This is a genomic window from Dechloromonas denitrificans, from assembly GCF_020510685.1.
GTDB classification, from domain to species: Bacteria; Pseudomonadota; Gammaproteobacteria; order Burkholderiales; family Rhodocyclaceae; genus Azonexus; species Azonexus denitrificans_A.
Genome location: NZ_CP075185.1, coordinates 1,484,775 through 1,511,159, shown reverse-complemented (window position 1 = coordinate 1,511,159; position 26,385 = coordinate 1,484,775). Strand labels below are relative to the sequence as shown.

Below are 26,385 nucleotides of genomic sequence, written 5' to 3'. Positions count from 1 at the left end.
CTTCGGAAAAATTTTTTCAAATTTAGGGGAAATTGATATGAAACTTACTGTCGCCCAAAAGATGTCCCTGCTGGCCGGTTCGGCCCTGCTCGGAATCGCCCTGCTCACCGGACTTGGTCAGTATCAGATGAGCAAGGTCTTCGATGCAGCCAATTACGGCAATACCAATGCCGTACCCAGCCTGGTCGTACTCGACGAGCTGCGCAAACAGGTTCTGTTGCTCCGCGTCGGTGCTAACCGCTTCCTGATCAACTCGGATCCGGCCAAGCTGACCGAAATTGAAAACTCGATCAAGGGCATCCGTACCAACATTCACAGCGCCTTCAAGAAATACGAGAGCGACGGACTGGTTTCTGACGAGAAGGACAAGAGCCTCCTCGATCAGGAGAAGAAGCTGTTTGAACAGTATGACCCTCTGCTCGAACCCATTTTTGTCGAATCACGGGCAGGCCGGACGGAGCAGGCCCTCAAACTGGCCGAGAATGCTGCACCGCTGGTCAGGAAGCTATCCGAAGGCATCGACGAGCAATTTGAACACAACGTCAAACTGGCCCTGAAAGGTGCGGAAGAAGCAAAAGCCGTAAAAACCTCGGCGTTCTATATGTCTCTGCTGATCGCAGCGCTGACCCTGGCTGCTGTCGGCATCATCAGCTATACCATCGCCCGCGCCTTCCTCAAGCAGCTCGGTGGCGAACCCGACCATGCGGCCGAAATCGCCAACAAGATCGCGATCGGCGATCTGAGCAGCAAGATTGATCTCAATGCCGGCGACAGCACCAGCCTGATGGCGTCGATGAAGCAGATGACCGCCTCGATCCAGAGCGTGCTCGGCGACACCGACGGGCTGATCCAGGCCGGGGCTGAAGGCAAGATCCATGTGCGGGTCGATACCAGCAAGCACCAAGGCGATTTCAAGAAACTCGTCGAGGGCATCAACAAGACCCTCGACGGCATCGTCATCCCGATCGACGAGGCAATTTCCGTGCTGGTCGAAATGGAAAAGGGCGACCTGACCAAGATGGTCAAGGGCGACTACAAGGGCGAGATGAAGGACTTCAAGGAAACCGTCAATAACACGGTGGAGAAGCTGGCCCAGGCCATCTCCGAAGTCAACACGACGACCGAAGCGCTATCCTCGGCGACCACCCAGGTTTCCTCCACGGCCCAGTCGCTGTCCCAGGCATCGAGCGAACAAGCCGCCTCGGTCGAGGAAACCTCGGCCTCGATCGAACAGATGGCCTCCTCCATCCAGCAGAACACCGAGAATGCCAAGGTCGCCGACGGCATGTCGGCTCAGGGCAGCACCAAGGCCGCCGAGGGTGGTCAGGCGGTGAATGAAACCGTCGGCGCGATGAAGCAGATTGCCAAGAAGATCGGCATCATCGACGACATCGCCTACCAGACCAACCTGCTGGCCCTCAATGCCGCGATTGAAGCAGCCCGCGCCGGCGAACACGGCAAGGGCTTCGCGGTGGTCGCGGCCGAAGTGCGCAAGCTCGCCGAACGCTCCGGCGTCGCCGCCCAGGAAATCGGCCAACTGGCGCTGAACAGCGTCGGCATGGCGGAAAAGGCCGGGCGCTTGCTCGACGAAATCGTTCCGGCCACCAAGAAGACGGCCGATCTGGTGCAGGAAATCACCTCCGCCTCCGAAGAGCAGACCGTCGGCGTCAATCAGGTCAATACCGCGATGAGCCAGCTCAGCCAGATTACCCAGCAGAACGCCAGCGCTTCGGAAGAACTCGCCGCCACCGCCGAGGAAATGTCCTCGCAGGCGACCAATCTCCAGGAAATCATGTCCTTCTTCAATGTCGGCAACGAACACGGCAGCTCCCGCCAGTTCGCCGGCAATCAGGCCAGCCGCCCGTCGCGGGCCAGCGCTGCCGGCAACATCAAGCCGTTCATGAAAAAGGATGGTGGCGCCGGGCATGCCGACGAAGCCAGCTTCGGTCGCTTTTAAGGATGAATGAGGTTCTCGCATGAGCAATCAGCCCAGCCAACTCGTCACCACGCCGGCCACGCCCTCCGCTCTTGCGACCGGGGCCAGCGGGGCGATCGAGCAGCAGCAATACCTGACCTTCAGTCTCGGTGAGGAAATGTTCGCCATCGGCATTCTCGCCATCCGCGAGATCATCGAATACGGCGCCCTGACCGAGGTACCGATGGTGCCGCCGTTCATTCGCGGCGTCATCAACCTGCGCGGCTCGGTCGTGCCGGTCATCGACATGGCGGTGCGCTTTGGCCGGCCGGCCAGCGAAGTCACCAAGCGCACCTGCATCGTCATTCTCGAAACGAGCGATGGCGGACTAACCGAAGGCCATGGCCAGCAGATGGGCATCGTCGTCGATGCCGTCTCGGAAGTGCTGGAAATCCCCCCCGAAGAAATCGAGCCGCCTCCCCAGTTCGGGGCGCGGATCCGCATCGATTTCATCAGCGGCATGGGCAAGGTCAATGGCAAGTTCGTTGTCCTGCTCGAGGTCAATCGCATCCTCTCGCTCGGCGAGGTGGCCGTCCTCGCCAACCTGGCCCGCCAGGAAGCCGGCGCTGCATAGCCGGGTTCCCGACGCCATAACCAATGACCACGAGGAGGAAATCAACGCCCTACCGGTCGATGAAGAACCGGCCTTCGCATAGTAGCCGGCACACCGGAAAGACGTCGCGGTCGTGAGCGGCGCCGGCCACCAGGCCGGCCTCGTTCGCCATGTCACCCGCCGCGACGGGCAAGACAACGGATTCCCCACAACCAGCTGATGACGGAGCAACCATGAAGAAGTGGATCAACACCAAGTTACCCCCCATCACCGGGTCGATCGAATACATCAAGCGCGTTGAACAAATTACTTTGACAGAGGAGACAAACAATGTTCAAGAACATGAAAATCGGTATGCGACTGGGACTCGGCTTCGGCCTGGTCCTGATTCTGATGGCGGCAATCGCGACGATCGGTATTACCCGTCTTTCAGGGTTGGCAAACGGCACCGATCAGCTAGCCAATGACCGTTACCCGAAAACAGTTCTGGCAAATGGCATTTTGCTGCATGTCAACCGGATTGCACGCTCGACTCGTAACGCCATCCTCTTTGATGAACAGGGCGAGATCAAGAAGGAATTGGCCCGCATTGATGAATCCCGTGCCATAGCAAAAAGCAATATCGACAGCCTAGAAAAGACCATCACCAGCGAAAAAGGCAAAGAACTTCTAAAAGCATTAATAGAGACGCGTGGCAAATATGGCATTCAACTTGACGCTTTTCTGAAGATGCTCAACGAGCATAAAAAAGATGAGGCCAAATTACTACTGCTCGGTGAACTCCGGGTAGCGCAACAGGCCTATTTCGATGCCCTGAACAATCTGATCGGATATCAGGGCAAGCTGATGGATGACTCCGCCAAGCAGGCCGCAATCGAATATCAGGATGCTCGCACCTTAATGCTTATCCTGGGTGCCATAGCCGCCCTGCTGGGTGTCGGCATCGCAGCCTGGGTTACCAGATCAATTACCAAGCCACTGCAGGAATCGGTCGACGCTGCAAATCGCATAGCCGAAGGTGACCTGACGGTACAGATTGATGTCGACAGCAAGGACGAAACCGGGCAACTCAAGGCCGCTATGCAATTGATGGCCAGCAAGCTCTCCCAAACCATTTCCGAAGTCAACACGACGACCGAAGCGCTATCCTCGGCGACCACCCAGGTTTCCTCCACGGCCCAGTCGCTGTCCCAGGCATCGAGCGAACAAGCCGCCTCGGTCGAGGAAACCTCGGCCTCGATCGAACAGATGGCCTCCTCCATCCAGCAGAACACCGAGAATGCCAAGGTCGCCGACGGCATGTCGGCTCAGGGCAGCACCAAGGCCGCCGAGGGTGGTCAGGCGGTGAATGAAACCGTCGGCGCGATGAAGCAGATTGCCAAGAAGATCGGCATCATCGACGACATCGCCTACCAGACCAACCTGCTGGCCCTCAATGCCGCGATTGAAGCAGCCCGCGCCGGCGAACACGGCAAGGGCTTCGCGGTGGTCGCGGCCGAAGTGCGCAAGCTCGCCGAACGCTCCGGCGTCGCCGCCCAGGAAATCGGCCAACTGGCGCTGAACAGCGTCGGCATGGCGGAAAAGGCCGGGCGCTTGCTCGACGAAATCGTTCCGGCCACCAAGAAGACGGCCGATCTGGTGCAGGAAATCACCTCCGCCTCCGAAGAGCAGACCGTCGGCGTCAATCAGGTCAATACCGCGATGAGCCAGCTCAGCCAGATTACCCAGCAGAACGCCAGCGCTTCGGAAGAACTCGCCGCCACCGCCGAGGAAATGTCCTCGCAGGCGACCAATCTCCAGGAAATCATGTCCTTCTTCAATGTCGGCAACGAACACGGCAGCTCCCGCCAGTTCGCCGGCAATCAGGCCAGCCGCCCGTCGCGGGCCAGCGCTGCCGGCAACATCAAGCCGTTCATGAAAAAGGATGGTGGCGCCGGGCATGCCGACGAAGCCAGCTTCGGTCGCTTTTAAGGATGAATGAGGTTCTCGCATGAGCAATCAGCCCAGCCAACTCGTCACCACGCCGGCCACGCCCTCCGCTCTTGCGACCGGGGCCAGCGGGGCGATCGAGCAGCAGCAATACCTGACCTTCAGTCTCGGTGAGGAAATGTTCGCCATCGGCATTCTCGCCATCCGCGAGATCATCGAATACGGCGCCCTGACCGAGGTACCGATGGTGCCGCCGTTCATTCGCGGCGTCATCAACCTGCGCGGCTCGGTCGTGCCGGTCATCGACATGGCGGTGCGCTTTGGCCGGCCGGCCAGCGAAGTCACCAAGCGCACCTGCATCGTCATTCTCGAAACGAGCGATGGCGGACTAACCGAAGGCCATGGCCAGCAGATGGGCATCGTCGTCGATGCCGTCTCGGAAGTGCTGGAAATCCCCCCCGAAGAAATCGAGCCGCCTCCCCAGTTCGGGGCGCGGATCCGCATCGATTTCATCAGCGGCATGGGCAAGGTCAATGGCAAGTTCGTTGTCCTGCTCGAGGTCAATCGCATCCTCTCGCTCGGCGAGGTGGCCGTCCTCGCCAACCTGGCCCGCCAGGAAGCCGGGCTCCCGACGCCGTCTCAATCATTGAGCGCTATCGCCATTCACTGATGACAGAACTCCACACACCGCTGAATGGCTTGGGCAATCCGACCGAAAGTCTGCCGGACGCGGTGGCTCGCCATTACCGGGAGTGTCGTCAGACTTACCTCAGCCTGGCCGGTGATCGGCTCGCTAGCCAGGCGATCTCCGGACCTTGCGCCATAACCCCGGCAGATTTCCCGGCCGACCGAGCCGATCAGGCAGTGCATCGGCTGTTCAGGAGAAACGGATGAGAACAAGGGAGGCAGACCACTGCGGCATGGCGCCAGCCGCCGCCGGGCAGGCCGACACACGGCAGCAGTTGGCCCTGCTCCGGCTCGCCCTCGACCAGGTCGGCGATGCCTTCTACCTGATCGACCGGGACGCCAGACTCCTCCATGTCAATGCCCAGGCGTGCAGCATGCTCGGTTATTCGTTCGACGATCTGTCGAGCATGACTGTTTTCGACATCGATACCGGAGTTTCCCCGGAACGCTGGCGCGAACACTGGCAAGAAATGCTGAGCCTGAAGACGCAAACCCTGACCAGTCACAACAAGCGAAAGGATGGACGGGTTGTGCCCGTCGAACTCAAGCTCAGTTGCCTTACCTGGGAAGGAGAAACCTACAACCTTGCGCTGGCGCGGGACATCAGCGAACGCCAGCACAGGGAAAAGGAGCTTTGCCGTCGGGTGCAGGAATTTCATGCCTTGGTCGAGAACTCGCCGGACACCATTGCCCGCTACGACCCCGCCGGCTATCGCATTTATGCCAACCCGGCCTTCGCCCGCCTGGCCGGTGTACCGGCCGAGGCGCTGCTCGGGAAAAAGCCTTCGGATTACGCTCAGACAGCAGAAACCCAGGTTTACGAACTGGCCTTGCACAGCGTGATCGACAGCGGCCGCCGCAGCGAGTTCGACTACACCTGGCCGGCCGGCGACGGACGGATGATTTGCAGCCACATCATCATGACCCCCGAGTTTGGGCCGGATGGCGACGTGACCAGCGTTCTCGCCATCGGCCGCGACGTTTCGGCGATCAAGGAAACCGAACATCGACTGCGCCAGGCCGAGGCGATGGCCCAGCTCGGTCACTGGCAATGGGACCACGTCGAAAAGAAGGCCGTCGTTTCCGGTGAAATGTGCCGGATTTTCGGGCAACCGGCCGACTGGCAGCCGGCGATCGAAGATCTGCTCGCCATGAGCATCGACGAGGACCGCAAACGTGTCCTCAAGGCGCTGCAGGACGCCTACGAACGAAGCGACGACGAGGTGACCATCGGCTATCGGATCAAGCATGGCGGACGGGTACATCACCTGCAGACCCATCTCCATATCGAATACGGCCCCGACCTGACACCGAGACGCTTGAACGGGACCACCCAGGACATCAGCGAGCTGAAAAGCTACGAGTCGCGCCTGCACGAGATGGCCTTTCACGACACCCTGACCGGCCTGCCCAACCGGGCGCTCTTGAACGACCGACTGAATCATGCGCTGGACAAGGCCGGGCGGCGCAACCAGGTGCTTGGCCTGCTGGTTATCGACATCGACCGGTTTAAGGAAGTCAACGACACGCACGGCCATAACCAGGGTGATCTGCTGCTGCATGAATCGGCCGAACGTTTGCGCCGCCAGATGCGCGACTACGACACCGTGGCCCGCCTCGGCGGCGACGAATTTGCCATCGTCCTGCCGGAGATTCGGGATGCCGCTGACCTCGGCAGCATTTCGCGCAAGATCCTCGATGCGCTGGCCCATCCCTTTCATTTGGCCAACCAGGAGGTATTCATCTCCGCCAGCATCGGCATTGCCGTATTCCCGGCCGACGGCACGACCGCAACCGAACTGCTGCAGTACGCCGACTCCGCCCTCTACGATGCCAAGGCCCGCGGCCGGGCCGGTTTCCGTTTCTATTCCGCCGAGCTGACCGCCAAGGCGCGCGAACGGGCGATGCTGGAAACCGCGCTGCGGCGGGCGGAAGCGGAGAACGAACTGGAGGTTTTCTACCAGCCGAAGATCGACTTGCGCAACAGCCGGCTGGTCGGTGGCGAGGCGCTGCTGCGCTGGCGGCATCCCAGCCTCGGCCTGGTGCAGCCAGACAAGTTCATCGGCATTGCCGAAGATACCGGCCTGATTGTCGGCATCGGTGCCTGGGTCTTGAAGCAGGCCTGCTTCGCGGCCCGCTGCTGGAACAAAGCGGGCGAGTGCGAACTGAAAATCGCCGTCAATCTCTCGTCGCGCCAGTTCCGCGACAACGATCTGGTGGCCACCGTCGAGCAAGCGCTGGCGGCGAGCGGCTGCCAGCCTGGCTGGCTCGAATTCGAGATCACCGAGAGCCTGCTGCTTGATAACGACGAGAGCATTGGCCGAACCCTGAATGCGTTCCGGGCGATGGGGATCAGCATCGCCATCGACGATTTCGGCACCGGCTACTCCTCGCTCGCCTACCTGAAGCGCTTCCCGATCAATGTGCTAAAGATTGACCGCTCGTTCATCAAGGATGTGATGCTCGACAACGACAGTACCGAACTGGTCAAGGGAATCATCACCATGGCGCTCAGCCTGCGTCTCGAACTGGTGGCGGAAGGTATCGAAACACAAATCCAGGAGGAGTTTCTCCAGGCGCACGGCTGCCATCTCGGCCAGGGCTATCGCTACGGCAAACCGATGCCGGCCGATGAATTCGCCGCGATGCCCCTGATGCAGGAACGCTACTCCCTCCCCTTTTCCTGCGATGGCATCCGGAGTAGCCCCTGGGTGGACTCGGTCGCGGCACCGTAGGCTTGCCTTATGAGTAATTGGATAACGCAGTGACAGACTCCCCTTCGCTCGGCAACATCGCCATCACCAAAACGGAATTTGCCCAGTTCCAGAAACTGATCTTCCAGATTGCCGGCATCAGCATGTCCGACGCCAAGCAGGTACTGTTGGTCGGCCGCTTGTCAAAACGCCTCAAGGAGCTCGATTTCCGCACTTTCGGCGAGTATTTCCGCCATGTCACCAACGAAGCGGAGGCCCAGGAACGCCAGACGATGGTCGATTTACTGACGACCAATGAAACCTATTTTTTCCGCGAACCGAAACATTTCGACTTTCTTCGCGAGCGTGCGGCCAGCCATCGCAAGGGCGGTACCTTCCGCGTCTGGAGCGCCGCCTCGTCGAGTGGCGAGGAGGCTTACTCGATGGCGATGATCTTGGCGGAAACCCTGGGCGACACCCCCTGGGAAATACTGGGTACCGACATCAGCACCAAGGTGCTGGCCAAGGCACAATACGGTCAGTATCCGCTCGAACGAACCGACGGCATTCCGATCAATTTGCTGAAAAAATACTGCCTCAAAGGCCTCGGCAAGCATACGGGGACCCTGCTCATTGCCAAGGAGTTGCGCCAGCGGGTGCAGTTCCTGCATTGCAATCTGATGGCGCCGCGCCACGGACTTGGCCAATTCGACGTGATCTTTCTGCGCAACGTGATGATTTATTTCGAGAGCGAGACCAAGCGCAAGGTGATCGCCAATCTTCTGCCCTACCTGAAGCGCGACGGTCACTTCGTCGTCGGTCATTCCGAATCGCTGAATGGACTCACCAACAACCTGGTCCTCGCCAGTCCAACCATCTATCGCCACGCCGGAGCGCGATGAAGCTGCCCGCCGTCCAACCCGACGTATTTCTGCATCCCGGCGAGTTCTTCTTTGGCTCGGCCCCCAGACGGATCGGCACGCTGCTCGGTTCCTGCGTCTCGGTGACGCTCTGGTGCCCGCGTCATCATATTGGCGGCATGTGCCACATTCTGCTGCCCAGTCGCCGGCGCCCCCCCGGCAGCCCGCTCGACGGGCGCTATGCCGACGAAATACTCGAGCTGTTTGCCAACGAACTGCGCGCCCGCAATATTTCGCCCAACACCTGTCAGGCCAAGCTCTTCGGCGGCGGCAACATGTTTGCCGGCAGCCGGGCCGGCACTCTCGAGATCGGCCACCGCAACATCGAGGCGGCACGGCGGGCTCTCGCCCAGCATGGGCTGTGGGTGGTTGCCGAACACGTCGGCGGAACCCGCCACCGCCGGCTGTCTCTCGATCTCGCCACCGGCCACGTCTGGCTGGCCGCGCCCGGCAATCAACCGAGTAATGGAAAACTCCCCGTATGAGCAACAAAATCAAGGTAATGATCGTCGACGACTCGGCCCTGGTCCGGCAGGTGGTGACGCAAGCGATATCCAAGGATCCGACGATCGAGGTCATCGCCACGGCGCAGGACCCGGTCTACGCGCTGGAAAAAATGAAAGCCAGGTGGCCGGACGTCCTGGTCCTCGATATCGAAATGCCGCGCATGGACGGCCTGACCTTCCTGAAGAAGATCATGGCCGAACACCCGACCCCGGTCATCATCTGCTCCTCCCTGGCCGAGCGCGGCGCCCAGGTCAGCATGGAAGCGCTGGCGGCCGGCGCGGTGTGCATCATCACCAAGCCAAAAATGGACCTCAAGTCCTTCCTCCAGGACTCGACCAACGACATCCTGAGCGCCATCAAGGCTGCCGCACGCGCCAACATCGGGGCGTTGCGCCGGCAGACGATGCACCCGAGCACGCCCGGGATTCCGCCAAGAATTCCGGTCGAGGCGGTGCTGCCGAGCAGCCATCGCGGGGCGACGATGTACAGCACCACCGACAAGCTGGTGGCCATCGGCACCTCGACCGGCGGCACCCAGGCGCTGGAAGCCGTATTGACCCGGCTGCCCGCCGTCTGTACCGGCATCGTCATCGTCCAGCACATGCCGGAAAAATTCACCGCGATGTTTGCCAGCCGCCTCAACGGGCTTTGCCAGTTGGAAGTGCGCGAAGCCCGGGATGGTGACCGGGTGCGCTCCGGACTGGCGCTGATTGCGCCCGGTGGCCGGCACATGATGGTGAAGCGCAGCGGCGCCCAGTATTACGTCGAGGTCAAGGACGGCCCGCTGGTCAACCGTCACAAGCCGTCGGTCGATGTGCTTTTCCGCTCGGTCGCCCAGGTCGCCGGCAAGAACGCCTTGGGCATCATCATGACCGGCATGGGCGACGATGGTGCCCGCGGCTTGAAGGAAATGCGCGAGAGCGGCGCCAGCACCATCGCCGAGGATGAATCGACCTGTGTCGTTTTTGGCATGCCGAAGGAGGCGATCAAGCTGGACGCAGCCGACAGAATCATCCCGCTTGATCAAATTCCGCACGAAATCATTGCTTACAGCAATTAATTTTTTAAACCCGAAGATGACCGCCCTGCCTGGCTTTTAACATAAAATCGAGCACAATTAACTAACAAATTCATCATAAATCATAAATTCACCACGAGGCCAAAATTGCATCTACCTGAAGTCAGTTCAATCGACAGCGCGATACTGTTCGTAAACGAGGCTTTACCTGAGCACCGCCAACTGACGAAGCTTCTCCAGCAACGCGGTTGCATGGCCCATGCGGCAACCGGCATCCATGAAGCGATGAGCCACATCGAAAATACCGAACCCGATCTGATCGTTTTCGATATCGATACGCTGGGCGTCAACGCCTACGACATATGCATCCGAATCAAGGCAACCCCAAAAACGCGAGACATTCCGATCATTTTCCTCGGTTCGAGCGGCGGCACTGCGGAGCGCAATAAAGTCTTCGCCAGCGGGGGGAGCGACTACATCAGCAAGCCCGTCATCGACCACGAACTGCATACCCGCATCGCGACGCATCTGGCGCTCCGCAATCTGCGCCGCAAGCTTGAACAACCGGAAAACAAGCGGATAAGCCCGACGCCGGAGGGACAACCCCGGTCGGTCAAGAAATGCATCGAACTCCAGCGCGACATAGAAGCACTTCGCGAACGCAATGCCCTGCTGCAATGCATGGTTGACTCGAGCACCATCGGTATCGTCTTTTGGCACCTGAATGGCCGGCTGATCGAGGCCAATGGCGCACTCCTCCAGATGCTCGAACTGAAGCAGGAAGATGTGCTGTCCGGGCGGGTTAATCTTCTCCAGTTGTGCGTTCCCGAAGAACGCCTGGCGATGGCCCACGATCTTGCCGCCGTGGTTTCCGGCAAGCGTTTCCCGCCTTCCGAACGACAGGCCCTGCGGTCGGACGGCAACATCATTCCGATCCTGATCGGCTGCGCCTGCCTCGATTTGGACGAGGCGCTGGGGGTGTCATTTGTGTTTGATCTTTCGAAACAAAAGAACATGGAACGCAAACTCCTCGAATCACGGAAGCAATTGCGCGATCTGGCGGCCCATAGCGAGCGGGCGATGGAAATGGAGCGCAAGCGGATCGCCCGGGAAGTCCATGACGAGCTGGGCTCGCAATTGATGGCCCTGAAAATGAATCTCGACTTGCTCCGCCGCGAATTGGATGGCCCGAAGGAGAACGTTCAGCAGCGCCTCGACTCGATGGAACACATCCTGAGCAAAGCCGTCCGGGTAATGCGTCAGATCGCCACCGAATTACGACCCGCGGTACTCAACATGGGCTTTCTGGCCTCTCTCGAGTGGTTGGCCGACAGCTTTCGCAAATACAGCAACATCCCCTGCTGCATCAAGGCCTGCGGCGAAGTGCCGCTGGATGATGTACGGGCCACCGCCTTGTTCCGCATCGTCCAGGAATCGCTGATCAATATTGCCCGCCATGCCCAGGCGAGCCGGGTAGACATCGAACTGAGCCTGAACGACAAAAAGATTGAGCTGCGCATCGCCGACAACGGCCAGGGCTTCGAACCGAAAAAAGTCGGCAGCCAGTCGTTCGGACTGCTCGGCATGGTCGAACGCCTGGAAGTATTTGGCGGCAAGCTGGTCATCGACAGCGCCAGGGGCCGGGGGACCAACCTGCGCATCACCCTTCCCTTAGGAGAACCCACATGCTCCGCATCCTGATCGCCGACGATCACAGCATCGTCCGCAGTGGTCTGAAGCAGATCATCGCCAGCGAAATCGATCTCGATGTCGCTGGCGAAGCCAGCCAGGGCAGCGAAATACTGTCCCGGCTGCGGCTGGGTGGAATCGACGTATTGCTGACCGATTTGTCGATGCCCGGACTCAGCAACCTCGATCTGATTTCCCGGGTGCATAGCGAAGTGCCCAACGTCCCGATCCTGGTCCTGAGCATGCACAATGAAGTGCAGTTGGTTTCGCGCGTCCTGCGCTCGGGAGCCGCCGGCTATGTCACCAAGGATTGCGCCCCGAGCACGCTGCTCGCCGCCATTCGCAAGGTGGGCAATGGCGGCCGCTTCATCGACCCGTGCCTGACCGACGCCATGATCTTTGACCCGCGCGATGACAGCTCGCCGCATGCCAGACTGACCAACCGGGAATTTGCGGTGCTGAAGTTCTGCTCCGAGGGGCTTTCCCTGACCGAAATCGGCGAGATGCTGCACTTGAGCGCCAAGACGGTCAGCACGTACAAGACGCGCCTGATGCAAAAACTCGGTATCGAAAACAATGCCGATCTGGTGCGTTATGCCTTGAGGCACGGCCTGATCATGGAATAGAACTCGCTCGAGGGAGACCACTCAGCTGCTTCCCGAACGCTGCAGGCGGGCCCGCAGTGTGGCGATTTCGTCGAGCAGGTCGAGCGCCAGGGCGACTCCGGGCGGATTGATCTCGAGATCCTGGGACAACCGCCAGGCCAGCCGCGCCCGGCGCAGCGAGTCGCCGCTGAAACGCCATTCCGGCGGCGATTCGCCAACCGGTTCGAGGACACCTTCGATGACCCAGGCCCGCACATGTTCCTCGGCGACATTGCAGGCCTGACAAAGCTCGACCAGCGTCAGCCGAACGTCCTCTTCGACGATCACGCCCTGAATCAAAGTGATATTCGCTTGCGGCATGACGGATCACCCTTTCTGCTTGGTTCGCGGGTTGAACGCAAAAGCCCTGGCCATTGCCCGATAGGCCTCCCGGGCACTCTCCGTCTCGGCCGGCGGCAAGACAAGTTTCAGCACGACATAGAGATCGCCCGGCGGCGTCCCCGGAATGCCCCGGCCTTTCAGGCGCAGTTGACGACCGGCCGCCGAGTTGGGCGGAATCGTCAGTTGCACCGGGCCTTCCGGCGTCGGCGCGGCGATCGAGGCGCCGAGGGCGGCCTCCCAAGGGGCGAGCGGCAGATCCAGATAGACATCGCGGCCATCGACCCGAAACTGCGGATGGGGGTTGAAGGCAATTTCCAGATACAGATCGCCGGCCGCCCCGCCGCCCGTGCCGGGACCGCCCTGCCCGGCCAGGCGCAGATGCTGCCCGGCCCGGATGCCCTTGGGTATGCTGACGTCGAGCTTGCGCTCCTGGAGCGTGACATTGCCCTGCGCATCGAGCACCGGCATGCGCAGCGAAATGGTGCGCTGGGCGCCGGAGTAGGCATCGGCCAGATCGATCATGACCTTGGCGTGATGGTCCTGGCCCTGGGCATGCATGTGGGCCCGCTGACCGGCCCCGGTCCGCCGGCCGAACAAGGCTTCGAAGAAATCGCTGGGCTCGCTGTCCGGCCCCGCCGCAAAATCCCGGCCGCTGAATTCAAATCCGGCATCCCAGCCCGGCGGCGGCTGGAAGTCCTGCCCGGTCTTCCACTCGCTGCCCATCTGGTCGTAGGCGGCGCGTTTTTCGGGGTCCTTGAGCACGGCGTAGGCCTCGCCGAGTTCCTTGAAACGAATCTCGGCATCGGCAACCTTGCTGACATCCGGATGGTACTTGCGGGCCAGCTTGCGGTAGGCGCGTTTGACATCGTCCTGCGTTGCGCTACGCGGCACACCGAGAATTTCGTAATAGTCCTTGAATTTCATGGTGCGAAACTCGTTGCGGTCGACAAAATCAGAATCTACACCCGCAGCGCAACAACTGGCTATTCAAGCTGCGGCCGATACGCTACGGTAGCAACCAACCTAGTCCAATCACGGAGCGCCACGATGCCCGCCCATTCACTGCAAGACCGCGCGACAGGCGCATTGATCGGCGCCTTCATCGGCGATGCGTTGGCTCTCGGCCCGCATTGGTATTACGACCTGGATCAACTGCATGCCGATTATGGTCAATGGATTTCCGATTACACCACGCCCAAAGCCGGGCGTTATCACGCCGGCATGAAGGCCGGCCAGGCATCGCAGTCCGGCGTGCTGCTGCGCCTGACCCTGGAATCCCTGGTCGCTTGCGACGGCTACGATGAAGCCGACTTCTGCCGGCGCCTCGATACGACCTTCTTCCCGCTGCTTGACGGCACGCCGATGCAGGGCCCCGGCGGCTACACCAGCCAGTCGATCCGCGAAGCCTGGCGCAAGCGCGTCGGACAGGGCTTGCCCTGGGGGCAGGTGGCGGGCAATGCCGACACCACCGAAGCCGCCGAACGGACCCTGGCCATCGCCGTCTGCCATGCCTTGCAGCCGGCCGAGCTGGCCTCGGCCGTCACCGGCAATACGCTGCTCACCCAGAACGACGGCACCGTCGTCGCGATGACTGTCGCCTTCGGCGCGGTCCTCGGCATGCTGGTCGAAGGCCAGCCGCTCGACACCACGCTGTCGGACAAGCTGATGGCCCGCGTCAAATCGGGAGCCTTGCCCTTCCATGCGGTAACCAGCGGCAACTTGCAGGCGCCGCGCCCGGGCGAGACGGAAGCGCAGAGCGCCGGCCGTTTCCCGTCACCGGATGCCTTGCTCAGCCAATCATCGATCGCCCGGGCGGCGGTCGATCCCGACATTCGCATCGAACCGGCCTGGAAGGTGTCGCTGGTATACGGCATGCCCTGTGCGGTCTATCACCAGTTCCCCGCTGCCTACTATCTGGCGGCCCGCTTTGCCGACGACTTCGAATCGGCCGTACTGCATGCGGTAAACGGGGGCGGTCAGAATCTGGCGCGGGCCATGCTCACCGGGGCGCTGGCTGGTGCCCAGACGGGACTCTCGGGGATTCCGCAACGCTTCCTGGACGGTCTGGAAAACGCTGCGGAACTGCTCGATTTGGCAACCCAACTGGCCAAACGGATCGATCAGCGACAGAATCGGACGGCACATGCCAAATAAGTCACCGGGACAGGATTGATGGCCGGCAGGCAATTTACACAGCGTGCGACTTAGCTGACACTATGCGTCGACAGAGATCGAAATTTTTCCTAATTAAAATACAGAATTCATGGCCCCCGCAGAGAACCACCAAGATCCAAACAAGCCGCAGTCGTTGTTCGCATCGCTAAAGCATTTTTTTCGCCGCTGGCGCAGGCCGCTGGCCGGTCTGCTCCTGTTGCTGCTGCTGGTCGGCGGTTTGCTGATCGCCAATGAGGTCAAGACCTCGCACTTCCAGGCGAGTTACCTCGCCAACTACGCCGCCGGACTCGATTACCGGCTGGTCGACGGGGCCAGCGATGCCATCCGCTTTCCGGCACATGGTCCGTTCGATCAGCGGATGGGCTACACCGAACTGCCGCAGACCATCGAGCGGCTCGGCAGCCGCGGCTTCGTACTCAAGCAGCAAGCCCGTTTTTCCGCCAAGCTGATGGATTACACCGAACGCGGCAACTTCCCGCCCTTTCACGAGAAATCGCGGGCCGGGCTGGATCTGGTCGACTGCCGCGGCGAGACGCTGCACCGCTTCCGCTATCCCTATCACGGCTACCCCGACTTCGCGGCGGTGCCGCCGAAAATGGCCGAGGCGCTGATGTTCATCGAAAACCGCGACCTGCTCGACGAATCACGGCCGAAAATGAATCCGGCCGTCGACTGGGTCCGCTTCACGCGGGCCGTGCTGGGTCGGGTCGGCCATCTGGTCAGCGAGGACTTCGATGCCCCGGGCGGCAGCACGCTGGCCACCCAGATCGAGAAATATCGCCATTCGCCCGACGGCGTGACTTACGACTCGCACGAAAAGCTGCGCCAGATGCTGTCGGCCAGCGTCCGCGCCTATCTGGATGGCGAGGAGACGCTGCCGGTACGCCGCCGGGTCCTGCTCGACTACCTGAATACCGTACCGCTCTCGGCGGCGCCTGGCTACGGCGAAGTCAATGGCATCGCCGACGGGCTGTGGGTGTGGTTCGCCGCCGATTTCGACCAAGTCAATGCGCTGCTCGCCGCGCCGGAAGGCAGTGGCGCCACCCTGGCCGCGCAAGGAACGGCACTGCACCAGTCGGTGGCGCTGATGATCGCCCACCGACGACCGTCGTACTACCTGTCGCGGGCCGGCCGCGATAACCTCGAACGCCTCTCCCAGAGCTATGTCCGTCTGCTGGCCGACAACGGTCTGGTCAGCCCGGCCCTGCGCGACGCCGCCCTCGCCGAGCCGCTGAAGTTCCGCGACATGAAGGCAAACCCGGCCCGCCTGCCAACCGACATCGGCAAAGGGACGACGGCGATCCGCAACCGGCTGGCCGGCATGCTCGACGCATCGCTCTACGAGCTCGACCGCTTTGACGCCCATGTCTCGACGACGCTGAACGGCGCGCTGCAACAGCAGGTCAGCGAATTCCTGGAAAAACTGGGCGATCCCGACTTTGCCCGACGCCAGGGGCTGCTCGGCGAGCGCATGCTCAATCCGGCCAAGCTCGGTTTGGTCCGCTACAGCTTCAACCTGGTCGAACGCACGGCGGACGGCAACCGCGTCCGCGTGCAGACCGACACAACCGACCAGCCGCTCGACATCAACGAGGGAAGCAAGCTCGAACTCGGCTCCACCGCCAAGCTGCGGGTGCTGACCACCTACCTCGAAATCGTCGCCGAACTGCATCAGCGCCTGACCGAGCTGCCCGCAGCCGACCTGCGCCGGATGCGTAGCGAACAACACGACCGTCTGACGCTGTGGGCGATCGAACACCTGAGCACGGCGACCGATCGCAGCCTGCCGGCAATGCTGCAGGCGGCACTGGAGCGTCACTATTCGGCCAGCCCCGGCGAGAGCTTCTTCACCGGCGGCGGCGCCCATGAATTCAACAATTTCCGCCACGAGGACGACGGGCGCATGCCGACCGTGCGCGAGGCGCTGCAAGGCTCGATCAACCTGGTTTTCGTCCGCCTGATGCGCGACGTGGTGCGCTACGCGATGTACCAGGTGCCGGGCAGCTCGGCGCAGTTGCTGAAGAACGACAACGATCCGCGACGCCTGGAATATCTCGCCCGTTTCGCCGATCGCGAAGGACAGGTTTTCCTGCGCCGCTTCTGGCACAAGTATCAGGGCAAGCAGCCGGAGGAAATCCGTGATGTCTTCCTCGACGGCTTGCGCCCGGGCGCCGACCGTCTCGCCGCGGTGTTCCGCTACCTGTCGCCGCAGGCGTCGCCCGAGGCGCTCAAGCAGTTCCTCAGCCAGCGTCTGAACGGCGAGGCGCTGTCCGCCGAGCGGATTGACAAGCTGTATGCGCGCAACGCCCCCGAGATCTACGATCTGCCGGACCGCGGCTATGTCGCCCGCGTTCATCCGCTGGAACTCTGGCTGGTCGGCTTTCTTTCAGCCAATCCGCAAGCGAGCTGGAGCGAGACCGTGCAGGCCAGCGCCAACGAGCGGCAGGCGGTCTATGGCTGGTTGTTCCGTACCCGCTTCAAGGGCGCCCAGGACTCGCGCATCTACACCATGCTGGAAGTCGAAGCCTTCCTCGACATTCATCGGCGCTGGGCCCGCCTCGGCTACCCCTTCGGCCATCTGGTGCCGTCGCTGGCCACCGCACTCGGCAGTTCGGGCGACCGTCCGGCGGCACTGGCCGACCTGATGGGCATCATTGTCAATGATGGCGTGCAGCTGCCGACGCAACGCATCGACAAGCTGGCGTTCGCCGTCGATACGCCTTACGAAACGCGCTTTGCGCGGGAAACCGGCGAAGGCAAACGGGTGATGGCGCCGGAAGTCGCCGCTGCGCTGCGCAACGCGCTGTCCGAGGTGGTCGAAGGCGGCACCGCCCGCCGTCTGTCCGGCGCCTTCAAGCTGGCCGACGGCTCGCCGCTGGCCCTCGGCGGCAAAACCGGCACCGGCGACAACCGTATCGTGATCAGCGGCAACAACACGCGCGGCGTGGCGATGAACCGCACCGCCACCTTCGTCTTTTATATCGGCCCGAATCATTTCGGCACCCTGACCGCCTATGTCATCGGCCCCGAAGCCGGCAGCTACAATTTCACCTCGGCGCTGCCGGTCCAGATCCTCAAGTCGATGGGGCCGGTGTTGCTGCCGCATCTCGAACCGAACGCCACAGGCTGTACTTCGTGATCGGGCGGCACGACGATTGAAGCCGGTAGTTAATCAAAACAAGGGGGTGTGCCATGGATAAGTCACTGCAATCGCTCGACCAGATCAAGTCTTCCGCGCTGGATATGGCCATTCGCTTCGGACCCAAGCTGGTCGTGGCGATCATCATCCTGGTGGCCGGCTACATGGTCGGCCGCTGGGTCGGGAACCTGCTCGAACGCCTGCTGGTCCGCCTGAATCTTGAAGCGCCGGTCCGCTCGCTGCTGGTCCGCATCGCCCAGCTGGTGATCCTCGGGCTCTTCGCCATCATGGCCCTGCAAAATCTCGGCGTCGAGCTCCTGCCGCTGATTGCCGGCCTCGGCGTCGCCGGTGCCGGCGTCGCGCTGGCCATGCAGGGCATACTCGGCAACATCGTGGCAGGCCTGACCATCATCTTCACCCGGCCTTTCCATGTCGGCGATTACATTTCGATCGCCAAGGAAGAAGGCGAGGTGCTCGACATCAGCCTGTTCAGCACGACGCTCGGGCATACCGACCTGTCGAAAGTGGTGATCCCGAACCGCAAGATCGTCGGCGAGATTCTCCACAACTATGGCCGGATACGGCGCCTGAACATTGCGCTGGGCGTTTCCTACCAAACCGATGTGAACGTCGCCTTGCGCCTGATAAGCGAAATTCTGCAAGCCAATCCGCGCGTCCTGAAAGACCCTGTGCCGCAGCTCGGAGTGACCCGTCTTGCCGAGTCCGGAGTGACGATCGGCGTCACCCCGTGGGTCAGCGTACCGGACTACGATGCGGTGATCAGCGAGGTCAACCAGACGATACTCGAGACCTTCGCCGCACGGAACATCGTCATCGCCCTGCCGCAATGTGAAATCAGAATGCTCGGCAACAGCGCCTGACTCAACGAAATTAGCGATGCCGCGACCCCGACCTTGCTACCGTCACCGGCTCACCGGAACCTGCCGGACGGCACTGTTGATCGGCCTGATGGTTGCCATTTCAGGTTGCGGCATCAAATACGCCCAAGACGACGGTCGCCGGCTCGATGACAAGCTGGTCTCGGCAATCCGGGCGACCGGGAACGGCCTGGCCGTCCTGCGCCCGGCCATCGAGAAAAGCAGCCGCTCCCGCCCCGCCGAGTGCGAGCGGCAATGGGAGCTGCCCTTCGTGACCGTCAGCAGCGAAGCTTTGACACCGGATGAAAAAGTCGCCTGGGTGCGGTTCTTTGGCGTCGATGAGCGGCCAACCGTGGTTGGCGCCGCACCGGGGTCGAGCCTGAGCTGGGGCGAAAAAATAGCCAGGATCAATCGCTACTCGAGTTCGGATGGCAACGAGATGCAAAGCTATCTGCTCGAACTGCGCGATCTTGGCGCCCCGTTTACCGTGACCAATGCCCGCGGCAAGCGGGTCTCCGTCGAGCCGTTTGAAGTCTGCCGCGGCCGGGTCCGGATCGCCCCGCGCGATGCGCCCGACACCCAGAATTACCACTGGCTGGAAAGCACCCACCCCCTCCCCGTCTTCAGCACCGATCCGTCAGCCGACGAAGCGCTGTGGATCGTGCTGTGGACCCAGGGCCTCTCGGAAACCGCCGGAGCGCGGATGAAGGCCTATCACTACGCCTATCTCCCGCTGCGCGCCCTGATCAAGGCGGCCTTGCTGCTGAACAGCGTCAGCGCCATAGCCAAGGCGGCCGAAATCTCCGGGGCCGCGCTGGCCAACCAGGCGGGATCGGCGATTGGCGGCTCGGTCTTGTCGGGTGCGGCGCAAACGCGCTCCAGTTCGATCCTTTTCGATTCATCAAAAAACCGCGAAGCACTGGAAGGCGTGTCGTGGGTTGCCGGCACCCAGTTCGAAGAGGCCGACGCCTGGGCCCTCGAACGGATCCTCGAACTCGGCGCCGATCCGGCGGCCGCCATCGGTTTGCACCACAAGCTGACGGCGATCGGCCACGGCCAAAACGCCTTTGTTTTCGACGAGCCGCGCCTGCACGCCTTGCAGAAGCTGAGCGATGACAAAAAACTGAACATCCGGTGGACCAGCCTGCTCGACCCGCAGATGAAAAAGCCGGCCGACGAAAACCCGCTTGATCGATGAAGACAAAGCCAAGCAGCCCACGCCGATGGGCCGACCGGCCAAACATTGCGGCATATAAAAAGAAATAAACGGTATTTCACAAGCCGCCGCGCCATCGGCTAAATTGCCCGGATGCAGTCTTTCCGATGCCGGACAACGCAATACCCATCATTACAATCAGGTTGCAATGCCGCGGTCCGGCTTTTAAAGTCCCACCCTTGCCTCTTTCCCGACGGCGCCAGGCGGCATCAAGCCACCCCGCCGGGCAAGGTCGGGGGCACTTTCGAAGTAGCCGAGTACGGCGCCCCAAATTATCAGAACAGCGTTTTCCCCCTAATGACAACTCAAAAAACCGACACCCCGGCCATTGCGCTGCGCGGTGTCAGCAAAAGCTTCCGCACCCCGGATGGCCAGCAGGTCGGCGTCCAGCCGACCGACCTCGATGTCGCGCCCGGCGAGATCCACGGCATCATCGGTTTTTCCGGCGCCGGCAAATCGACCTTGCTCCGTCTGGCCAACCTGCTTGAACGCCCGGACGGCGGCCAGGTCATCGTCCATGGCGAAGACCTGATGACGATGCGCCCGGCCGCACTGCGCGCCGCTCGCCAGCGCATCGGCATGATCTTCCAGCACTTCAACCTGCTGCATAACCGCACCGTCGCCGACAACGTCGCCTTCCCGCTGCGCATCGGCGGCGCCGCCGAAGCGCGGATCGCCGAACGGGTCAAGACCTGCCTCGAATTCGTCGGTCTGTCGGACAAAGCCGACGCCTACCCGGCCCAGCTGTCCGGCGGCCAGAAGCAGCGCGTCGCCATCGCCCGCGCCCTGGCCCCCGAACCGCATGTCTTGCTGGCCGACGAACCGACGTCGGCCCTCGACCCGCGCACGACGCAGTCGCTGCTCGAAGTGCTGGCCGACGTCAATCGCCGGCTCGGCGTCACCATCCTGCTGGTCAGCCACGAGATGGGCGTCATCCGCCGCCTGTGCCACCGCGTTTCGGTGATGGAAGGCGGCCGCATCGTCGAGCGCCTGACCATCGACAACGGCCGGATCCCGCCCGAATCGCAACTCGCCCAGTGGCTGCGCGACTTCGGCGAAGGCGAGGCCAGCCCGGACGAACCCGCAACCACCGGCAGCCATCTGGCAGAGGTGCCCAATGTTTGACACCATCCTCGACACCTTCATCGAACTGATGCCGGAAATCGGCAAGGCGGCCGGCGAAACCGGCCTGATGATGCTGATCTGCCTGACTGCCGCCATCACCATCGGCGGCGCCCTCGGCATCCTGGTCTTCCTGACCAGCAGCGGCCAAGTGCTCGGCCGCTATCGCCGCTTCAACCTGGTGGCCAACGGCTTCATCAACGTTTTCCGTTCCTTCCCCTTCATCATCCTGCTGGTCGCCGTCTCGCCGTTCACCCGCCACATCGTCGGCACCTCGATCGGCCCACTGGCCGCCAGCGTGCCGCTGTCGCTCGCCGCCATCTTCTATTTCGCCCGGATCATCGAGCAGACGCTGCGCGACGTGCCGCGCGGCGTCATCGAGGCGGCCGAGGCGATGGGCGCCTCGCCGCTGCAAATCGTCAGCCAGGTGCTGCTGGTCGAGGCCCGTTCCGGCCTGATCCTCGCCGTCACCATCACCGCCGTCAGCTTCCTCTCCTACTCGGCGGTGGCCGGGGTGGTCGGCGGCGGCGGCATCGGCGACCTGGCGATCCGCTACGGCTACTACCGCTTCCAGACCGACGTGATGCTGATCACCATCGTGCTGTTGGTCGTCCTCGTCCAGGGCATCCAGTTCCTCGGCCAGTGGCTGGCCCGCCGCGTCGACAAACGCTAAACCTTTCCCCCCAAACCACGGAGTTCCCACAAAAATGAAACTGATCCGTTCCCTGTTCATCGCCAGCCTGGCCCTCGGCCTGGTTGCCGGCGCCGCCGCCCAGGAAAAGAAGACGCTGACCATCGGCGCCACCGCCGGCCCCAATTTCGACCAGGTCAAGCTGGGCATCAAGCCGATCCTCGAAAAGAAGGGCTACACCGTCAAGCTGGTCGAGTTCAACGACTACGTCCAGCCCAACCTGGCGCTGGCCCAGGGCTCGCTCGACGCCAACGTGTTCCAGCACGTCATCTACCTGAAGAAGTTCTCGGCCGACAAGGGCCTCAACCTGACCGACGTGGTCAAGGTGCCGGTCGCCCCGATGGGTCTCTACGCCAAGAAGCTGAAGAACCTCAACGAGCTGAAGGGCGGCGAACGCGTCACGCTGCCCAACGACCCGGCCAACCTCGCACGCGCCCTGCACTTCCTGGAACAGAACGGCCTGATCAAGGTCAAGACCGGCATCGACGCGCTGAAGGCGACCGAGAAGGACGTCGCCGAGAATCCGCGCAAGCTGCAACTGACCCCGATCGAAGCCGCCCAGTTGCCGCGCACGCTGGATGACGCCGCCCTGGTCGTCGTGCCCGGCAACTTCGCCATCGCCTCCGGCCTCAAGCTGAGCGAAGCCCTGGCCCTGGAAAAGACCCCGGACCACTACCTGAACGTCGTTGCCGTCAAGACCGAAGACCAGAACAAGGCCTGGACGCAGGATCTGGTCGCCGCCTTCAAGTCGCCCGAATACAAGGCAGTGCTCGACAAGCACTTCCAGGGTTATTCCCGCCCGGCCTACCTACAGTAAGCAAGACCACACAGCCATCTGCCAAGGCCGCCTCCGGGCGGCCTTTTTCTTTGCCCGCCATTCGGTCGGTATCCATATTCCTTTCATCGTATATCGACCCAAACAAACAGTATTTCCGCTTGCCCCGACTCGTCCCTACAGTGCTCCCAGACCTGCCTTCCGGTGGGGATGACGACCGCGATAGCGAAACATCGCACCTGATGGAGTTCCGGCATGGCACGTTTGATCACCCCCGATGGCAGACAGGAAGCCGACCCGGCAAGGGTCGCTGCCCTCGCCCAAGACCTGGGCTTGGCACTGCACTACCCGCCCCTGCCTTCCGACCCCGCCACCACCGCGCTGCTGGCCCGGCCCGAACTCGACCCGGCGGAACAGGAGCAACTGCTACGGCAGCTGGACAGCCATCTCGGCCAGGCCGTACAAGGCGGCCCCGGCGCCAGCCGCGACCTGGTCGTGCTGCATGAAGCCGTTCCCGACCTGCCCCATCTGCGCCAGCAATTTTCCCGCGTGCATACCCATGCCGACGACGAGATCCGCTACATCCTGGCCGGCACCGGCTACTTCGGCATCGTCCGCGCCGATGGCGGCCAGGTGCTGCTTGAAACCGGACCCGGAGACTATCTGGCCGTCCCGGCCGGCGCCGAACACTGGTTTGCACTGGGCGCCAATCCCCAACTGAAGGCCTTGCGCATCTTTTCCCGCGAGAGCCACTGGGTAGCCGATTACACCGGGCGGCAGGCCGACCCGGCCTTGCTCGCGCTGCTGCAGTCCTGAACAGACTTCATTTCACCTTTCCACTTGCCCCCATCCCCCACGGAGAAACATCCATGAAAATTCTGCACACCCTGCTTGCCGCCACCCTTTCTCTGGGCCTGGCCGCCACCGCACCGGGCGCCTTTGCCCAGGAAAAGAAGAACCTGACCCTGGGCGCCACGGCCGGCCCCAACTACGACCAACTCAAGCTGGGCATCAAGCCCATCCTGGAAAAGAAGGGTTACAGCGTCAAACTGGTCGAATTCAACGATTACGTCCAGCCCAACCTGGCGCTCGCCCAGGGTTCACTGGACGCCAACCTGTTCCAGCACATCATCTATTTGAAGAAATTCGCCGCCGACAAGGGCCTCAATCTGGTGGATGTGATCAAGGCACCGATCGCGCCGCTCGGTCTGTACTCGAAGAAGCACAAGAGCCTGGCCGAACTGAAGGATGGCGACCGCATCACGCTGCCCAACGATCCCTCCAACCTGGCCCGCGCCCTGGTCTTCCTGGAACAGAACGGTCTGCTCAAGGTGAAACCGGGTACCGACCCGCTCAAGGCGACCGAGAAGGATGTTTCGGAAAACCCGCGCAAGCTGCAACTGACCCCGATCGAAGCCGCCCAGTTGCCGCGCACGCTGGATGATGCCGCCTTCGTGGTGATCAACGGCAATTTCGCCATCGCCTCCGGCCTCAAGCTGACGGAAGCCATCGCCCTGGAAAAGACACCCGAGCATTACCTGAACGTCGTCGCCGTCAAGACCGAAGACCAGAACAAGGCCTGGACGCAGGACATCGTCGCCGCTTTCAAGTCGCCCGAATACAAGGCCGTGCTCGACAAGCACTTCCAGGGCTATTCCCGCCCGGCTTACCTGCGGTAAGCGGCTGCCCCGACAAGCGGCAGAGAACAAAGGCCCGGAGAGCAATCTCCGAGCCTTTTTTTGCCATCGGCGAACCATGCGGCGCGCCGCGACAAGTAGAAGAAAGGCTGGCCGACGGCAAATTTGATCCGTGTCATGAGCGCATCGAAAATACCAGAGTAAATTACTCAACAATTAGACAGATCAGCGAAGGGCTGCACCATGTTCGGATTGAAGAGTAAAAAGATGCTGGCTGCGGCGCTCGCCGAAAATGCGGCCCTGAAGGCGCATGCGGCAGCGCAGCAGGAAAAACTGGCGGTCACCCGGCAACAGCTGGCCGAGTCGGCAGAACAGCAACAACAGTTGCGCCGGCACCAGGCATTGCTCGATGGCGTACTCGGCAACATTCCCCGCTTCGGCGACTCCCTCTCCGGCATTCGCCAATCCTTCTCGGGGTTGTCGGCCCAGTTGAACGAAGATTCAGCCACGGCCCAGACCGCGGCGACCGAATCCGATGCGAATCGCGCCGCCTTCGAGCAGATCGCCGGCAACCTGCACGCCATGGTCGAACGCATCAGCTCGGCCGGCCAGAGCGTCGAAGGTTTGTCGCAACGGGCCGGGGAAATCGGCGGCATCGTCCAGTTAATCAAGGAAATTGCCGAGCAGACCAACCTGCTGGCGCTCAATGCCGCCATCGAGGCAGCCCGGGCCGGCGAGGCGGGGCGTGGCTTTGCCGTCGTCGCCGACGAAGTCAGGAAACTGGCCGAACGCACCGCCAAGGCGACAACCGAAATCAGCGGACTGGTCAGCGGTATCCAGCAGGAAACCAACCAGGCCAAGGCGATCATGGATCTCGGCGCGGGTAGCGCCGCCAGCCAAGGCGCCGAGAGCGAAGCGGCGATGCACAGCATGCAGCGCCTGCTCGGCCTGTCGCAGCACATGCAGGACAGCATTGCCTCGTCCTCCCGGCTGGCCAATGCCGAACTCGCCAACATCGAGGAACTGACGCTCAAGCTCGAAGTGTACAAAGTGCTGCTTGGCCTTTCCAACCTCACACCGAACGAACTGCCAGACGAAACCCAATGCCGGCTGGGCCGCTGGTACTACGAAGGGGAAGGCCGGGCCGAATTCTCGCGCCTGCCGGGCTACCGGGAAATGGAAGCGCCGCACAAGGCGGTGCACGACCATGCCAAAAAGGCGGTCGAGCGCTACCTCGTCGGTGACTTTGCCGGCGCCCTGGATGCGCTGAGCCGAATGGAAGATGCCAACCTGACGGTGATGGCCGGCATGGAACGCATCCTCGCTCATGGACCGGGCCGGCCGACCCGCTGATCGGGTCACCACCAACCGCCGCACTTTCGCCTTGAATTCTTCGAACTGGACAGAAGATGGCCAAAAAATTTCCGCTCCACCCGAAACATCCCGAGCGTGTTTGCTGGGGTTGCGACAAGTATTGCCCCGCCGATTCGCTGCAATGCGGCAACGGTTCGGGGCGTACCCAACACCCCGCCGAAATGCTCGGCGACGACTGGTACAAGTGGGGAGACTGGGGTCTCGACACCGAGGCCGGAGCGGAAGAACCCAATGGCGGAGCATGATGCCGCGCGGGAACAGCCCCCTTCTCTTTTGGCTGGATCGGCCTGCCAGCCGTAAAAACACCGCCCGGCTATTTGTCGCCGGCTGAATGCGGCTCCAGCAGCTGAAAGCTTTCCCCTCTTAAGGAAGGATTAAGATCGCCAGCCTAGACTCGGTCGTAACCATCCGAAAGCCGAGC

The 26,385-nt window shown here is 62.0% G+C and carries 25 protein-coding genes; 22 read left to right on the top strand and 3 right to left on the bottom strand.

Going from position 1 to position 26,385, the window contains the following annotated elements; genetic code table 11:
- Positions 1-37: 37 nt before the first annotated feature.
- Positions 38-1,957 carry a methyl-accepting chemotaxis protein gene (locus KI611_RS07235; protein ID WP_226419148.1) on the top strand — a complete coding sequence of 640 codons (1,920 nt, stop codon included), beginning with the start codon at positions 38-40 and terminating at the stop codon, positions 1,955-1,957.
- Positions 1,958-1,976: 19 nt separating this feature from the next.
- Complete coding sequence (locus KI611_RS07230; protein ID WP_226419147.1) at positions 1,977-2,549, top strand: chemotaxis protein CheW; 573 nt, start codon at positions 1,977-1,979, stop codon at positions 2,547-2,549.
- Between the two features lie 49 nt (positions 2,550-2,598).
- On the opposite strand, the gene KI611_RS07225 is transcribed toward KI611_RS07230, so the two are convergent.
- Positions 2,599-2,817: a hypothetical protein gene (locus KI611_RS07225; RefSeq protein ID WP_226419146.1), complete on the bottom strand. Its 219-nt coding sequence runs from the start codon at positions 2,815-2,817 to the stop codon at positions 2,599-2,601.
- Positions 2,818-2,858: 41 nt separating this feature from the next.
- Between KI611_RS07225 and KI611_RS07220 the strand changes: the two genes are divergently transcribed.
- From KI611_RS07220 to KI611_RS07180, 9 genes are all read left to right on the top strand, one after another.
- The gene (locus KI611_RS07220) at positions 2,859-4,499 is read left to right on the top strand and encodes a methyl-accepting chemotaxis protein (RefSeq protein ID WP_226419145.1); all 1,641 of its coding nucleotides are present in this window, start codon (positions 2,859-2,861) and stop codon (positions 4,497-4,499) included.
- Between the two features lie 19 nt (positions 4,500-4,518).
- A complete protein-coding gene (locus tag KI611_RS07215) occupies positions 4,519-5,127 on the top strand; it encodes a chemotaxis protein CheW (RefSeq protein ID WP_226419144.1) in 609 nt (202 codons plus the stop codon).
- The gene (locus tag KI611_RS07210; protein ID WP_226419143.1) at positions 5,127-5,351 is read left to right on the top strand and encodes a hypothetical protein; all 225 of its coding nucleotides are present in this window, start codon (positions 5,127-5,129) and stop codon (positions 5,349-5,351) included. The genes KI611_RS07215 and KI611_RS07210 overlap by 1 nt, the downstream gene beginning before the upstream one ends.
- Positions 5,348-7,879, top strand: coding sequence for a GGDEF and EAL domain-containing protein (locus tag KI611_RS07205; protein WP_226419142.1), 2,532 nt, complete (start codon positions 5,348-5,350; stop codon positions 7,877-7,879). The genes KI611_RS07210 and KI611_RS07205 overlap by 4 nt, the downstream gene beginning before the upstream one ends.
- A 29-nt stretch (positions 7,880-7,908) precedes the next feature.
- Entirely contained in the window at positions 7,909-8,739 is an 831-nt protein-coding gene (locus KI611_RS07200; RefSeq protein WP_226419141.1) for a CheR family methyltransferase, read from the top strand.
- On the top strand, positions 8,736-9,242 hold the full coding sequence (locus tag KI611_RS07195) for a chemotaxis protein CheD (protein ID WP_226419140.1): 507 nt from the start codon (positions 8,736-8,738) through the stop codon (positions 9,240-9,242). Before KI611_RS07200 ends, KI611_RS07195 begins: the two co-directional genes overlap by 4 nt.
- Positions 9,239-10,324: a protein-glutamate methylesterase/protein-glutamine glutaminase gene (locus KI611_RS07190; protein ID WP_226419139.1), complete on the top strand. Its 1,086-nt coding sequence runs from the start codon at positions 9,239-9,241 to the stop codon at positions 10,322-10,324. Before KI611_RS07195 ends, KI611_RS07190 begins: the two co-directional genes overlap by 4 nt.
- 105 nt (positions 10,325-10,429) lie before the next feature.
- The gene (locus KI611_RS07185; protein WP_226419138.1) at positions 10,430-11,983 is read left to right on the top strand and encodes a histidine kinase; all 1,554 of its coding nucleotides are present in this window, start codon (positions 10,430-10,432) and stop codon (positions 11,981-11,983) included.
- Positions 11,968-12,597 (top strand): response regulator transcription factor, encoded by a 630-nt coding sequence (locus tag KI611_RS07180; protein ID WP_226419137.1) that lies wholly within the window; start codon positions 11,968-11,970, stop codon positions 12,595-12,597. The genes KI611_RS07185 and KI611_RS07180 overlap by 16 nt, the downstream gene beginning before the upstream one ends.
- A 21-nt stretch (positions 12,598-12,618) precedes the next feature.
- Here KI611_RS07180 and KI611_RS07175 read toward each other — a convergent pair whose 3' ends face one another.
- Positions 12,619-12,936: a chaperone modulator CbpM gene (locus tag KI611_RS07175; protein WP_226419136.1), complete on the bottom strand. Its 318-nt coding sequence runs from the start codon at positions 12,934-12,936 to the stop codon at positions 12,619-12,621.
- Positions 12,937-12,942: 6 nt separating this feature from the next.
- Positions 12,943-13,881 (bottom strand): DnaJ C-terminal domain-containing protein, encoded by a 939-nt coding sequence (locus KI611_RS07170; protein WP_226419135.1) that lies wholly within the window; start codon positions 13,879-13,881, stop codon positions 12,943-12,945.
- 123 nt (positions 13,882-14,004) lie between these two features.
- Here KI611_RS07170 and KI611_RS07165 point away from each other — a divergent pair, with 123 nt between their 5' ends.
- The 11 genes from KI611_RS07165 (at position 14,005) to KI611_RS07110 (ending at position 26,209) form a co-directional block, all read left to right on the top strand.
- Complete coding sequence (locus tag KI611_RS07165) at positions 14,005-15,111, top strand: ADP-ribosylglycohydrolase family protein (RefSeq protein ID WP_226419134.1); 1,107 nt, start codon at positions 14,005-14,007, stop codon at positions 15,109-15,111.
- A gap of 154 nt (positions 15,112-15,265) precedes the next feature.
- Positions 15,266-18,271: a transglycosylase domain-containing protein gene (locus KI611_RS07160; RefSeq protein ID WP_226419133.1), complete on the top strand. Its 3,006-nt coding sequence runs from the start codon at positions 15,266-15,268 to the stop codon at positions 18,269-18,271.
- Between the two features lie 53 nt (positions 18,272-18,324).
- Entirely contained in the window at positions 18,325-19,152 is an 828-nt protein-coding gene (locus tag KI611_RS07155) for a mechanosensitive ion channel family protein (protein ID WP_226419132.1), read from the top strand.
- A gap of 16 nt (positions 19,153-19,168) precedes the next feature.
- A complete protein-coding gene (locus KI611_RS07150; RefSeq protein WP_226419131.1) occupies positions 19,169-20,347 on the top strand; it encodes a hypothetical protein in 1,179 nt (392 codons plus the stop codon).
- Positions 20,348-20,662: 315 nt separating this feature from the next.
- Positions 20,663-21,490 carry a methionine ABC transporter ATP-binding protein gene (locus KI611_RS07145; protein ID WP_226419130.1) on the top strand — a complete coding sequence of 276 codons (828 nt, stop codon included), beginning with the start codon at positions 20,663-20,665 and terminating at the stop codon, positions 21,488-21,490.
- A complete protein-coding gene (locus tag KI611_RS07140; RefSeq protein WP_226419129.1) occupies positions 21,483-22,160 on the top strand; it encodes a methionine ABC transporter permease in 678 nt (225 codons plus the stop codon). Before KI611_RS07145 ends, KI611_RS07140 begins: the two co-directional genes overlap by 8 nt.
- A gap of 34 nt (positions 22,161-22,194) precedes the next feature.
- Positions 22,195-22,995 carry a MetQ/NlpA family ABC transporter substrate-binding protein gene (locus KI611_RS07135; protein WP_226419128.1) on the top strand — a complete coding sequence of 267 codons (801 nt, stop codon included), beginning with the start codon at positions 22,195-22,197 and terminating at the stop codon, positions 22,993-22,995.
- 213 nt (positions 22,996-23,208) lie between these two features.
- Positions 23,209-23,769, top strand: coding sequence for a cupin domain-containing protein (locus tag KI611_RS07130; protein ID WP_226419127.1), 561 nt, complete (start codon positions 23,209-23,211; stop codon positions 23,767-23,769).
- Between the two features lie 53 nt (positions 23,770-23,822).
- Positions 23,823-24,632, top strand: a complete 810-nt coding sequence (locus tag KI611_RS07125; RefSeq protein ID WP_226419126.1) for a MetQ/NlpA family ABC transporter substrate-binding protein — start codon at positions 23,823-23,825, stop codon at positions 24,630-24,632.
- Between the two features lie 201 nt (positions 24,633-24,833).
- Positions 24,834-25,943, top strand: coding sequence for a methyl-accepting chemotaxis protein (locus KI611_RS22145; RefSeq protein WP_319002331.1), 1,110 nt, complete (start codon positions 24,834-24,836; stop codon positions 25,941-25,943).
- Between the two features lie 56 nt (positions 25,944-25,999).
- Entirely contained in the window at positions 26,000-26,209 is a 210-nt protein-coding gene (locus KI611_RS07110) for a DUF3079 domain-containing protein (RefSeq protein ID WP_226419125.1), read from the top strand.
- Positions 26,210-26,385 lie beyond the last annotated feature (176 nt).

What these genes read in the sequence shown, in the direction of transcription:
- KI611_RS07235 (WP_226419148.1), top strand. Translation starts at nt 38, where the DNA reads ATGAAACTTACTGTCGCCCAAAAGATGTCCCTGCTGGCCGGTTCGGCC.
- KI611_RS07230 (WP_226419147.1), top strand. Translation starts at nt 1,977, where the DNA reads ATGAGCAATCAGCCCAGCCAACTCGTCACCACGCCGGCCACGCCCTCC.
- KI611_RS07225 (WP_226419146.1), bottom strand. Translation starts at nt 2,817, where the DNA reads ATGTATTCGATCGACCCGGTGATGGGGGGTAACTTGGTGTTGATCCAC.
- KI611_RS07220 (WP_226419145.1), top strand. Translation starts at nt 2,859, where the DNA reads ATGTTCAAGAACATGAAAATCGGTATGCGACTGGGACTCGGCTTCGGC.
- KI611_RS07215 (WP_226419144.1), top strand. Translation starts at nt 4,519, where the DNA reads ATGAGCAATCAGCCCAGCCAACTCGTCACCACGCCGGCCACGCCCTCC.
- KI611_RS07210 (WP_226419143.1), top strand. Translation starts at nt 5,127, where the DNA reads ATGACAGAACTCCACACACCGCTGAATGGCTTGGGCAATCCGACCGAA.
- KI611_RS07205 (WP_226419142.1), top strand. Translation starts at nt 5,348, where the DNA reads ATGAGAACAAGGGAGGCAGACCACTGCGGCATGGCGCCAGCCGCCGCC.
- KI611_RS07195 (WP_226419140.1), top strand. Translation starts at nt 8,736, where the DNA reads ATGAAGCTGCCCGCCGTCCAACCCGACGTATTTCTGCATCCCGGCGAG.
- KI611_RS07190 (WP_226419139.1), top strand. Translation starts at nt 9,239, where the DNA reads ATGAGCAACAAAATCAAGGTAATGATCGTCGACGACTCGGCCCTGGTC.
- KI611_RS07180 (WP_226419137.1), top strand. Translation starts at nt 11,968, where the DNA reads ATGCTCCGCATCCTGATCGCCGACGATCACAGCATCGTCCGCAGTGGT.
- KI611_RS07175 (WP_226419136.1), bottom strand. Translation starts at nt 12,936, where the DNA reads ATGCCGCAAGCGAATATCACTTTGATTCAGGGCGTGATCGTCGAAGAG.
- KI611_RS07170 (WP_226419135.1), bottom strand. Translation starts at nt 13,881, where the DNA reads ATGAAATTCAAGGACTATTACGAAATTCTCGGTGTGCCGCGTAGCGCA.
- KI611_RS07165 (WP_226419134.1), top strand. Translation starts at nt 14,005, where the DNA reads ATGCCCGCCCATTCACTGCAAGACCGCGCGACAGGCGCATTGATCGGC.
- KI611_RS07155 (WP_226419132.1), top strand. Translation starts at nt 18,325, where the DNA reads ATGGATAAGTCACTGCAATCGCTCGACCAGATCAAGTCTTCCGCGCTG.
- KI611_RS07150 (WP_226419131.1), top strand. Translation starts at nt 19,169, where the DNA reads ATGCCGCGACCCCGACCTTGCTACCGTCACCGGCTCACCGGAACCTGC.
- KI611_RS07145 (WP_226419130.1), top strand. Translation starts at nt 20,663, where the DNA reads ATGACAACTCAAAAAACCGACACCCCGGCCATTGCGCTGCGCGGTGTC.
- KI611_RS07140 (WP_226419129.1), top strand. Translation starts at nt 21,483, where the DNA reads ATGTTTGACACCATCCTCGACACCTTCATCGAACTGATGCCGGAAATC.
- KI611_RS07135 (WP_226419128.1), top strand. Translation starts at nt 22,195, where the DNA reads ATGAAACTGATCCGTTCCCTGTTCATCGCCAGCCTGGCCCTCGGCCTG.
- KI611_RS07130 (WP_226419127.1), top strand. Translation starts at nt 23,209, where the DNA reads ATGGCACGTTTGATCACCCCCGATGGCAGACAGGAAGCCGACCCGGCA.
- KI611_RS07125 (WP_226419126.1), top strand. Translation starts at nt 23,823, where the DNA reads ATGAAAATTCTGCACACCCTGCTTGCCGCCACCCTTTCTCTGGGCCTG.
- KI611_RS22145 (WP_319002331.1), top strand. Translation starts at nt 24,834, where the DNA reads ATGTTCGGATTGAAGAGTAAAAAGATGCTGGCTGCGGCGCTCGCCGAA.
- KI611_RS07110 (WP_226419125.1), top strand. Translation starts at nt 26,000, where the DNA reads ATGGCCAAAAAATTTCCGCTCCACCCGAAACATCCCGAGCGTGTTTGC.